The sequence below is a fragment of the Salinimicrobium oceani genome (genome assembly GCF_012037645.1).
The window spans coordinates 1-365 of sequence record NZ_JAAVJR010001066.1; the positions used below are offsets into that span (position 1 = coordinate 1).

General features: G+C 40.3%; 1 protein-coding gene. It reads left to right on the forward strand.

All coding sequences use genetic code 11. The features are described from left to right. Window positions 1-365: efflux RND transporter permease subunit (locus tag HC175_RS20800; protein ID WP_168139898.1), on the forward strand; the 365-nt coding region annotated here is incomplete at both ends.

The following is a 365-nucleotide window of genomic DNA, read 5'->3' on the forward strand; positions in this document are numbered from 1 at the left end:
CAAGCTTACTTAATGGAATTAATGCAGCGTCCTGAGATCTTATATGCCTCTACTTCTTTTAACACGAATTATCCGCAGTACGAGATTGATCTTAATGTTCCCAGAGCAAAAGAAGCAGGAATTTCTGTTTCCAGTATTTTAGGTACACTTCAAGGTTATATTGGAAGTATTTATGCTGCAGATTTTGCACGTTTTGGAAAGCAGTACAGGGTATTTGTACAGGCTTTACCAGAAGACCGTGCCACTGTTGACGACCTCAGTTCGTTATTTGTAAGGAACGACCAGGGACAAATGGCACCTATCACTGAGTTCGTAGAACTTAAAAGAGTGTACGGACCACAATCTGTAACCAGGTTTAACCTTTT